General features: G+C 45.0%; 15 protein-coding genes and 1 tRNA gene. 9 read left to right on the forward strand and 7 right to left on the reverse strand.

Features of this window, described 5'->3' with window-relative positions; translation table 11 throughout:
* The first annotated feature begins 65 nt into the window (after nt 1-65).
* From ACI31H_RS03585 to ACI31H_RS03600, 4 genes are all read left to right on the forward strand, one after another.
* A complete protein-coding gene (locus ACI31H_RS03585) occupies nt 66-623 on the forward strand; it encodes an aldo/keto reductase (RefSeq protein WP_439770643.1) in 558 nt (185 codons plus the stop codon).
* 5 nt (nt 624-628) lie between these two features.
* On the forward strand, nt 629-1348 hold the full coding sequence (locus ACI31H_RS03590; protein ID WP_439770631.1) for an SDR family oxidoreductase: 720 nt from the start codon (nt 629-631) through the stop codon (nt 1346-1348).
* A gap of 21 nt (nt 1349-1369) precedes the next feature.
* Nucleotides 1370-1711: a nitroreductase family protein gene (locus ACI31H_RS03595; RefSeq protein WP_439770632.1), complete on the forward strand. Its 342-nt coding sequence runs from the start codon at nt 1370-1372 to the stop codon at nt 1709-1711.
* 202 nt (nt 1712-1913) lie between these two features.
* Nucleotides 1914-2336 carry a GNAT family N-acetyltransferase gene (locus tag ACI31H_RS03600; RefSeq protein ID WP_439770633.1) on the forward strand — a complete coding sequence of 141 codons (423 nt, stop codon included), beginning with the start codon at nt 1914-1916 and terminating at the stop codon, nt 2334-2336.
* Nucleotides 2337-2558: 222 nt separating this feature from the next.
* On the opposite strand, the gene ACI31H_RS03605 is transcribed toward ACI31H_RS03600, so the two are convergent.
* The gene (locus tag ACI31H_RS03605; protein ID WP_439770644.1) at nt 2559-2639 is read right to left on the reverse strand and encodes a putative holin-like toxin; all 81 of its coding nucleotides are present in this window, start codon (nt 2637-2639) and stop codon (nt 2559-2561) included.
* A gap of 137 nt (nt 2640-2776) precedes the next feature.
* Here ACI31H_RS03605 and ACI31H_RS03610 point away from each other — a divergent pair, with 137 nt between their 5' ends.
* The 3 genes from ACI31H_RS03610 (at nt 2777) to ACI31H_RS03620 (ending at nt 4197) form a co-directional block, all read left to right on the forward strand.
* Nucleotides 2777-3010, forward strand: a complete 234-nt coding sequence (locus ACI31H_RS03610; protein ID WP_439770634.1) for a hypothetical protein — start codon at nt 2777-2779, stop codon at nt 3008-3010.
* A 111-nt stretch (nt 3011-3121) separates the two neighbouring features.
* The gene (locus ACI31H_RS03615) at nt 3122-3700 is read left to right on the forward strand and encodes a TIGR01440 family protein (RefSeq protein WP_439770635.1); all 579 of its coding nucleotides are present in this window, start codon (nt 3122-3124) and stop codon (nt 3698-3700) included.
* Nucleotides 3700-4197, forward strand: a complete 498-nt coding sequence (locus ACI31H_RS03620; protein ID WP_439770636.1) for an ECF transporter S component — start codon at nt 3700-3702, stop codon at nt 4195-4197. The genes ACI31H_RS03615 and ACI31H_RS03620 overlap by 1 nt, the downstream gene beginning before the upstream one ends.
* Before the next feature lie 62 nt (nt 4198-4259).
* Here ACI31H_RS03620 and ACI31H_RS03625 read toward each other — a convergent pair.
* Nucleotides 4260-4333: transfer RNA gene (locus ACI31H_RS03625), tRNA-Pro, on the reverse strand.
* Between the two features lie 69 nt (nt 4334-4402).
* Nucleotides 4403-4975: an RNA 2'-phosphotransferase gene (locus ACI31H_RS03630; RefSeq protein ID WP_439770637.1), complete on the reverse strand. Its 573-nt coding sequence runs from the start codon at nt 4973-4975 to the stop codon at nt 4403-4405.
* 29 nt (nt 4976-5004) lie between these two features.
* Here ACI31H_RS03630 and ACI31H_RS03635 point away from each other — a divergent pair, with 29 nt between their 5' ends.
* Entirely contained in the window at nt 5005-5601 is a 597-nt protein-coding gene (locus tag ACI31H_RS03635) for a 3-hydroxyacyl-CoA dehydrogenase family protein (protein WP_439770645.1), read from the forward strand.
* The gene (locus ACI31H_RS03640) at nt 5558-5833 is read left to right on the forward strand and encodes a hypothetical protein (RefSeq protein ID WP_439770638.1); all 276 of its coding nucleotides are present in this window, start codon (nt 5558-5560) and stop codon (nt 5831-5833) included. Before ACI31H_RS03635 ends, ACI31H_RS03640 begins: the two co-directional genes overlap by 44 nt.
* Before the next feature lie 54 nt (nt 5834-5887).
* Here ACI31H_RS03640 and ACI31H_RS03645 read toward each other — a convergent pair whose 3' ends face one another.
* The 4 genes from ACI31H_RS03645 to ACI31H_RS03660 all read right to left on the reverse strand — a co-directional run bounded on the left by ACI31H_RS03645 (nt 5888) and on the right by ACI31H_RS03660 (nt 8506).
* On the reverse strand, nt 5888-6736 hold the full coding sequence (locus tag ACI31H_RS03645; RefSeq protein ID WP_439770639.1) for an aldo/keto reductase: 849 nt from the start codon (nt 6734-6736) through the stop codon (nt 5888-5890).
* A gap of 404 nt (nt 6737-7140) precedes the next feature.
* The gene (locus ACI31H_RS03650) at nt 7141-7638 is read right to left on the reverse strand and encodes an NUDIX domain-containing protein (protein ID WP_439770640.1); all 498 of its coding nucleotides are present in this window, start codon (nt 7636-7638) and stop codon (nt 7141-7143) included.
* A 300-nt stretch (nt 7639-7938) separates the two neighbouring features.
* Nucleotides 7939-8292, reverse strand: coding sequence for a type II toxin-antitoxin system PemK/MazF family toxin (locus ACI31H_RS03655; RefSeq protein WP_439770641.1), 354 nt, complete (start codon nt 8290-8292; stop codon nt 7939-7941).
* Nucleotides 8279-8506 (reverse strand): AbrB/MazE/SpoVT family DNA-binding domain-containing protein, encoded by a 228-nt coding sequence (locus tag ACI31H_RS03660; RefSeq protein ID WP_439770642.1) that lies wholly within the window; start codon nt 8504-8506, stop codon nt 8279-8281. The genes ACI31H_RS03655 and ACI31H_RS03660 overlap by 14 nt, the downstream gene beginning before the upstream one ends.
* Between the last annotated feature and the right edge of the window lie 374 nt (nt 8507-8880).

Genomic DNA, 8880 nt, shown 5'->3' on the forward strand with positions numbered 1-8880 from the left:
TTTCCCTTTTTCAATTCAAGTTTCAGAATTTACACAAAATATTTTACGCTCTCCTGATTCCACTGCTGAAGTCTGGGAAGATAAAGCATGTGGGGGTATCCAACCACACCTTATCCGAAATCAAACGCGTTCAGGAAATCCTGGGTGACGCCGGCTTTAAGCTGGATGCGGTTCAAAACCACCTGAGTCTGTTGGACCGGACCTCCGAACAGGCTGGGATCCTGGATTACTGCAAGGAACAGGGCATGACCTTCTTTGCGTACATGATTTTGGAGCAGGGTGCCCTGACTGGAAAATACGACGTGGATCACCCATTCCCCGCCGATAGTGTGCGGGCACAAGTCTACAACGGAAAGCTTCCGGAATTAACACAACTGATTAAGACTCTCAAGGAAGTTGGCGAAAAGCATCGTCTGTCAGTTGCTCAAACGGCGATGAGCTGGGCGGTTACTAAAGGGGTATTACCGATTATTGGTGTCACCAAGCTGTCTCAAGTGGACGATGCAGCTCAGGTAGCGGCATCGACTCTGACTGAGGCAGAAGTTCACCAATTAGAACAGATCGCTGATCAGACGGGTGTGAATACGATTGGTAGCTGGGAACAAGACATGCGAAAGGACTGATTACGGTGGCAATTAAGGGAAAAGTAGTTGTAATTACTGGTGCCACTTCAGGAATTGGCGAGGCGACGGCTAAACTCTTGGCTGCTAAAGGGGCCAAGGTCGTTTTGGGAGCTCGCCATGAGGATGAATTGCAGCGAATTACAGAAGATATTAAGCAAGATGGCGGGGACGCAATCTATCGCGTTACCGATGTGACTAAGCAAGAGGATAATCAGCAACTAGTCGACTACGCTCAAGAACACTATGGCCGCGTCGATGTGATGTTTCTGAATGCTGGAATTATGCCGGTCACATTCCTGTCCGACCTACAAGTTGACCGCTGGATTAACACGATTGACGTGAACCTCAAGGGTGTCCTATACGGGATTGCGGCGGCTTTGCCAGTCTTCAAAAAGCAAAATAGCGGCCAGGTGATCGCCACCTCATCAGTTGCCGGTTTGCAAGCATATCCTGGTGTGGCCGCATATAGTGCTACTAAGTTTGGTGTCCGGGCCATAATGGATACCTTGCGTTTGGAGTCTGCACAGGAAAAGTCTCATATTAAGACGACGACCATTTATCCAGGAGCGGTGGCGACGGACCTGATGGCTAATAGTGGCAATGACTCTAACAATGCCCAATTCGCCCGGATGTCACCGGCTGAAGTCGCTGATGCGGTTGCCTATGCAATCAATCAACCGGCAAATGTTTCGGTAGGAAATATTACGATCAGTGCGCAAGCATAGATGTTAAAAGGGGGCATGAAGATGGAATTCAAACAAACACTGCAAAATCGGCACTCTGTTCGGATGTTTACTAATCAAGTCGTTGACCGCGACACCATTCGCGAGATCATCCATGAAGCTCAGTTGGCACCTTCTTGGGTCAATTCTCAGCCCTATCACGTATATTTAGTGGTTGGTGAAGCCTTGGAAAGAGTCCGTAACGAGCAGTATCAGCTTGAGCAGAAGGGAACCAAGAGCCAGTCAGACGTTCCAGTGATGCCGCGGACGGAGTGGACTGCCCGGGCTCAGCAGAACATGGCAGAGTGGACCAAGGGACTAGGAGAAGCAGCTAGAGAGATGGGACCAGCAGCTGCCAATTCCTGACGACGAAGATATTATTATCGGGATTGGACTGGGTTATCGTGATGCAACGGCGCTGGTTAATCAAATAACCGCTAACCGGATACCTTTGGATAAGATCCTCACTATTGATAAATAATGCGAAAGCCCATAAAGTAATTGAGACTTTATGGGCTTTATTTAATAATATAATTAAGTTACAGCAAACTAGATAAGGAGAAGCAAAATGGTTATTAGAAAGTTTCAGTCAGCCGACCTTAGCCAGATTATGGAGATCTGGCTTGCGGGTAACATCAGTGCACATCCCTTCGTTGATCAAAGCTATTGGACCGATCACCGTTCCACGGTCCACGATGCACTATTGGAGGCTGAAGTTCTTGTTGCTGTCGACGGGCCAATAGTTTTGGGATTTGCGGGTCTTCAAGATGATTACCTTGCGGGCATATTTATTAAAGATGGGTTCCGTGACCACGGGATCGGAACGCAGCTTTTAGGGGCCGTGAAGAAGAACCATCCCTCATTCACGCTTTCGGTTTATGCTAAGAATTCTCGGGCTGTTCAGTTTTACCAACGGCAGGGCTTAAAAATTATCCGTCGCCAAATTGACGAAACGGGGAATGTCGAATATATAATGCAGTGGAATGAGTAGTAGGAATAAAACAGGCCGAATGCTGTGACTAATAATGCTCTTACTTGGCCTTGTACTAAAAAATTATCATTGTACTATAATATAAACAAAAGAGGAAACCATGTTGCAGCATGGCTTCCTCAGATTTATCAGCCGTTTCAAAGACGGTGACAAGTTACTAACTAAATTATATAAAAAGTCGTCTGTAGCCCGCCAAAGTTAACAGGACGGCTTTTTGTTTGTCTACTTTTTGATGTAGGTTAACAAAGCAATTTCGAATGTTGCAAATGCTAACATTAGCATCAATGCCTGGTAAACACTCACGGCCCAGAATCTTTCTTTGGATTCTCCTATTAATCAACTGCTATCACTGTAAGGACAATAATTCACCACTATACTACAGAAGTGCTATAATAAAGAGCAATCAACTTGAGCGAGAGGGGGAGCTTACTAAAATGCGGATGGAAAAGAATAAAGCCTATGCTGAGGTCCTGCGGCAGCTTTCGACAGCGGAACTGCTGGATCGGTACTATGATAATCCAGAGCTGGTTGACCGAATTCTGAAAGGCCGTGGGGATGCTACGGAATTAGAGGCTGGGCCATTAACTATCAATGGCGTCAAAATGTCAGAGCAGGATGCACGCGACTACCTAATTATGCAATTGGTTAAGCGGGCTGATCCGGATCCAAAATAAACAAAATAACCGTCACTTCGGAAACGAGGTGACGGTTTTCTTTAGGTATGTTAAAATAATTAATGATTGATGAGAACAATGTGAGAGAAATAAGAGAGAGTGATTGATTATATGGTAGATTTGAACCAAATCAAGCGACAAACCAAGCAGGGTCTGACCGAACTACTTAAGCAGGCGCACCTTGAAGCTGGCGATATCTTTGTCCTGGGCCTGAGTACGAGCGAAGTCCGTGGGGGCCAAATCGGTGAAGATTCGAGTATTGAGATCGGTCGCGCGATCGTCAAGACGATTCTGGATACGCTGCGGCCCCTGGGCATTCAACTGGCTGTTCAGGGCTGCCAGCACCTTAACCGGGCCCTCGTCGTTGAAAAGGCCGTGGCTAAGGAGTACGGCCTTGAACAGGTAATGGTTTACCCCCAGATCCATGCCGGTGGTGCGGGGCAGATTGCGGCTTTTGAAAACTTCAAGGAGCCAATTGAAGTGGAACACATCCAGGCAAATGCCGGGATGGATATTGGGGATACGGCAATTGGGATGCAGGTTAAATTCGTCCAGGTACCGGTCCGAACGTCTGTGAAGACGATAGGGCAGGCTCATACAACCTACCTGTCGTCACGTCCTAAATACATCGGTGGTCCCCGCGCTAAGTATACCTGGGATCCATTTAACAAGCGTCAGGAGGCCGAGTAATGAAGAATAACCAACGTTTACGCCGCCTGACCCTGGCTGCTTTGCTATTGGCACTGTCGGTTGTGTTAGGGCGCTTCTTTATCATTCCAATTCCATGGACCCATGGTTACATCAATCTCTGTGATGCCGGGATCTTGATTGCGGCTATGCTACTGGGGCCTGCCTATGGGACCGCAGTCGGTGGCTTCGGGGGGATGTTTTTAGATCTGCTATCGGGATACCCCCAATACGCCTTGTTCTCATTGATCGCCCACGGCCTGGAAGGATTCACAACTGGTTACCTATCCTGGCGAGCAGGGGAACGACGCGGTTATCAAATTTTAGCACTGATTGTTGGGGTAGTAGTCATGGCTCTCTGTTACTTCTTCAGTGACTCCTTCATGTATCACACCTGGATGGTGGGGCTCCTGAGTATCGGTGGTAACCTCCTCCAGGGCGTTATCGGTGGAGCACTGGCACTGTGGTTAGTTCCCCACCTCCGGAAAAGAATTCAATAAGGATACTAAAAAGCACCTGACCACATAATAGTCAGATGCTTTTTTCGTTTAAAAATAAAAAATCGGAAAAACAGGATTCGAACCTGCGACCCCCTGGTCCCAAACCAGGTGCTCTACCAAGCTGAGCTATTTTCCGAAGTCATCTCTGTGTTCCTAACGAACGAGTATTATACTATCAAGAAAAACGGGATTCGTAAAGCCCTTTTTAAAAATTTCTTGAATTTTTTGATAAAACATGGGAAAAACGGGCTGGAATTTCGTCCGCTAGCCAAGCTTGCTCGTTGCCCACATAAAACTTGACCCCAGCATTCAGTGCCGTCTTAGTATCAATTGAGAGAATCACCGGGTGACTGTCATGACGAGAACCGACCTGGTAGGCAGTCGGGATGTCCGTTGACAGATGAACGAACTGGCGCTGCATAGGTAGTAAGCCAAGTTCTTGGATACTGGGCAGGAAGCGCCGGGCAGTACCGTGGTAAAGGACAGCGGGTGGGGTAGCTTCCTGATGGTGGATAATTCCCGGAATTGAATGACCGTAGAGCGCACAAATACGATTACCCTTGATCTCAAAACGCTTTTTATTGCTCTGGGCAATTACGGTAGCAATATCATCCCTCGTGAGAGCCAGGTGATGAACCCGGTTAAGAGCGTTGATGAAGTGGTCTAAGTCCGTATAGCCGTATTCATCAAGCTTAATACCATACTTATCGGGGTTGTGACGGAGCGCGTAAGACATCTTTTTACTGATGTATTTTATTTTCTTATCACTGTGCTGCATTTAATCATCCTCCATCGTTATAGTAACATATATACGATCACCAGCAGGCTGGCTTACAACGGGGACAGAAGGCAATTGAGCATGATCTGGCCACATTTGAGCAGGCAGGACTATTAACGGACCAGCCAGATGAGATTTTGAAGCGCATCACGTATACAACGGATATGGAGCAGACTTGTCAGGATACCGACTTTGTCATTGAATCAATTGTCGAGGATCAGCAAGTTAAACAGCAGGTCTGGCAAGAACTTGAACAGTTGGTCGGTCCAGAGACAGTCTTGGCAACTAATACTTCTGGTCTGAGTCCAACGGCTCTCCAGAGTGTTCTCAAGCGTCCGGCAAGATTTGTGGTTGCGCATTTCTGGAACCCGGCTCAATTGATGCCATTAGTTGAGGTGGTACCAGGGAAGCAGACCAGTCAGGCAACGGTTGATTTGACGGTGGACCTGATGAACAAAATCGGTAAGCATGCGGTACCGCTTAAGAAGGAGGCACTGGGCTTCGTTGGCAACCGGATTCAGCTTGCCGTTCTCCGTGAGGCCTTTCATATTGTGGATGAAGGGATTGCTAGTCCAGAGGCGGTTGACGATATTATTAAGTATAGTCTCGGTCGGCGGTGGTGCTGACGGTACTGCTGTTCAGTTTAGCAATGGTGGCGTCGATGGTGAATTTGAGGTGATCATTACTGATCAGGAGACCGTTCCGGCACTATTTGAAAAAGTCGGTGAGTTCGACGGTGATTATTCCATCAAGGGCTTAAAGTTAGGTGCAGCAACACCGGTTGTTAAGCTCACAGGAAAGTACATTGTGTATAGTAACTCTGCTGATGGTAACGTAATGCTGGTAAAGCAAAAGTAATTAAAGAAAGCTCTCTTACTGGACTTGGTGCCGGTAAGGGAGCTTTTTAAGTGATTAAATGGTTGCCAAGGGTTGCTTACTAGTTGGTGCTGGGAAGTGTTTGCTTAGGGCGTCCAATTCATCGGGAGTAAAGGTAATATCTAACGCTTGAATGTTATCACGGGCATGCTGAGGAGTGGCCGCCTTGGGGATGCTTAAGACGTTGCCGTGGCGCAGCGTCCAGGCAAGCATGATTTGATAAACACTTGCTTGATGGTTAGCCGCCAGTTCCTTCAAGAGGGGATCACTCGTCAGGTGACCAGAGATCGTATCGGCTTGGGCAAGGGGAGAGTAGGCGATCAACGGTAGCTTGTGCTTGTTCATCAATGGAATAAGGTCAAATTCAATTCCCCGTTCGTCGAGGTTATAGAGGTCCTCGTTAGCGACACAGTTCTGGCCGTCTGGTAGCTGCCATAATTCATGAAGGTCGGCCACATCAAAGTTTGAGACGCCCCAGTGTCGGATTTTGCCCTTCTTGACCATTGATTCCAGTTCAGTCACGGTTTCACTTAGCGGAACTGACCCGCGCCAGTGAAGAAGATAGAGGTCAAAGTAATCTGTACCAACGCGTTTAAGACTCTGGTCAAGGCTGGCTTCTAGCTGCCGGTGACTGGCATTTTCTGGGAGGACCTTATCAATGATATAGAGTTTTTCGCGTGAATAACCGGCGATAGCGTCCTTCACGACTGATTCGGCACGGCCCATGCCATACATTTCAGCCGTATCGATTACGGTTGCGCCTTGATCAATTGCTGCTTGAATCGCTTTAATTTCAGTAGGACGCTTCTGAGGATTATCCCCAATATGCCAGGTGCCAATTCCGACGGCAAGGAGAGAGGCACTACCAATTTTTACTGTCTGCATTATGTTTCCTCCTTGTTGAATTGTTTTCTTTTATTCTAACATATGGTAACTAAGCGCTTACAAGAAGGACGAAGGTCGTAAAAGCTTTTAGCTGAAATTTAAGTAATAAATTCAGAAAGATAACTTGTTTAATATCCTTGGTTTATTGTATGCTAGAATACGTGAGATCAATTAAGGGAGCTTACGGGGAATTGGGACTGTTGTTGAACCTTTTATCAAAGAAAGAATACTTTGTGTGTCCAAATTGTCATGAGCACTATGAATTTAACCATGGCCAGGTTAAAAGTATGATTAAGAAGTATGGCCATCTTAATTGTTACTATTGTCAGACTGAATTAAAACGAACTGATGAATAGCAAAAAGGCATGTTCGACGGTATTTTACCGGGAACATGTCTTTTGTATTTATAGTCCACCGAGATGCTCTTTTTGGAACCATTCCTCAACAAAGGATTTTGCTAAGGAATGAGGCATTATTTTATCTAAGACCTCATTTACGGGTACCCATGAGTATTGATCAATTTCGTTATTGGGCTTTAATGCGTCATCTGCGGCGATAACTGCGTAGTTATGGATCAACACGTCATGGGGTGCAAAATAGGCATTATCATTGTAGTGGAATTTAGCGATGCTTAGTTTTGTCTCTTCTTGCATTTCGCGCTTTAAGGTCTGCTTGGCATTTTCACCAGGATTAATGTAACCGGAGAGCAAGATGTAAGACGGGTTTCCGTACTGTTTTAACAGTAAGACCTTATCCTTTTGCGGATTGAAGATTATCGCGGAGATTGCACTTGAAAACTTGATGAAACGGAATTGCTGACAATGGGGACAATATGGCACCATTCCATCAATCCCGTTCTTCTTTATGATCAGTTTAGTACCGCATTCACTGCAATATTTCATCAACGTTGCCTTCTTTACTACATAGTAAGATATGACTTAATTATAGAGCAATTTAAGTGAAATTATGCGATACAATCCCGGTAAGTGGAGATGTTGTAACTTAATCGTCAATATTGATTAGAATCAAAAGTTACCTTAGAGAAATGAAAGAAAAAGCCCCGCAAAATTAAGATTGTGCTTGCCTGCTATATCTTAATTAAGCTGGAGCTGATTCTAAAGATTAAGTGGTGATAGGATTCACCGCCCTAGGAGTTGCAAGTTTGGCGACTCAACTCTTAGGAGCTTTTTCATATCTACATTTTACAAGCCAAGTATATCTTTATGTATTGCTATGGCGCGTGCCCAATCTTCCGTTGAAGCTATCTCGCCAGTGAATTGGGCATTGCGTTTTTCAATACTAAACGTGTACGTCTGTAGCGGATTGATATATCCTTCAAGCTTTTGAGCGTGTAGGGGGATGAAAAGTCTTTTTAACCGGTTATTGGTACCGTGAGTTATTGGCATTACCATAACCAGTCCGGTTAATCGACTATAGTTTGCTGAACTAATTACGATTGCCGGATGACGTCCACGAATCTCTTGCCCGACAGAGGGCTTAAAATTAATCCAGATTAGATCTTGCCGGTCTGGAACATATTGCTTATAACTCGTCATCATCAACCTCTGCTTCAACAAATCCTGAATCATCGCCATCATAAAGGTGGCTATTTACAAAGGCCTGATCTTCAAACACGTTCTTATGTTTGGGTAGATAAACGATAGCGCCATCGCGACCTTCAAAAACCTCATATTCTTTTTGAAGATTCGTAATTGATTTAGGAACAGTTAAGACATTTGAAGTTCCTACTTTTCTAATTTTTACGGTCATATTACTCACTCCTTCGTTCGTGCATATATATTTTATATATATCATAATGAACGAGGCTATTTTAGTCAACTTTAGTGCCTAATGCTGGTGGTAGAGTCTGGGTTAGTAAAGTAAATTATGATTATACAGATAAAGTAGTAAACAGAGCTTAATAAGGGGGATCAGTAAAATCAGTCTGTTTGATCTCATTAAAACTATAATTTTAATGACAGGTTGATTTAAAAGAATCCACATCCCCTGATCTATAAATAGCTCTATAAGTTACTTTTAAGCTACATGTTTTAAAACAGTCTCTCAAGAATTTTAGAGACTGTTTTTCTTTTTGGCAGATTGCAAGAAATAACTTGAACGAATTTAATGACGTAAATTAAGCA

This window comes from Limosilactobacillus sp., assembly GCF_051873035.1.
GTDB lineage: Bacteria > Bacillota > Bacilli > Lactobacillales > Lactobacillaceae > Limosilactobacillus.

Bases quoted from the DNA above. Each gene is read 5' to 3' on its own strand.
- ACI31H_RS03655 (WP_439770641.1), bottom strand. From the start codon at position 8,292: ATGACGAGTTATAAGCAATATGTTCCAGACCGGCAAGATCTAATCTGG.
- ACI31H_RS03610 (WP_439770634.1), top strand. From the start codon at position 2,777: ATGGAAAAGAATAAAGCCTATGCTGAGGTCCTGCGGCAGCTTTCGACA.
- ACI31H_RS03600 (WP_439770633.1), top strand. From the start codon at position 1,914: ATGGTTATTAGAAAGTTTCAGTCAGCCGACCTTAGCCAGATTATGGAG.
- ACI31H_RS03630 (WP_439770637.1), bottom strand. From the start codon at position 4,975: ATGCAGCACAGTGATAAGAAAATAAAATACATCAGTAAAAAGATGTCT.
- ACI31H_RS03615 (WP_439770635.1), top strand. From the start codon at position 3,122: ATGGTAGATTTGAACCAAATCAAGCGACAAACCAAGCAGGGTCTGACC.
- ACI31H_RS03645 (WP_439770639.1), bottom strand. From the start codon at position 6,736: ATGCAGACAGTAAAAATTGGTAGTGCCTCTCTCCTTGCCGTCGGAATT.
- ACI31H_RS03595 (WP_439770632.1), top strand. From the start codon at position 1,370: ATGGAATTCAAACAAACACTGCAAAATCGGCACTCTGTTCGGATGTTT.
- ACI31H_RS03660 (WP_439770642.1), bottom strand. From the start codon at position 8,506: ATGACCGTAAAAATTAGAAAAGTAGGAACTTCAAATGTCTTAACTGTT.
- ACI31H_RS03620 (WP_439770636.1), top strand. From the start codon at position 3,700: ATGAAGAATAACCAACGTTTACGCCGCCTGACCCTGGCTGCTTTGCTA.
- ACI31H_RS03650 (WP_439770640.1), bottom strand. From the start codon at position 7,638: ATGAAATATTGCAGTGAATGCGGTACTAAACTGATCATAAAGAAGAAC.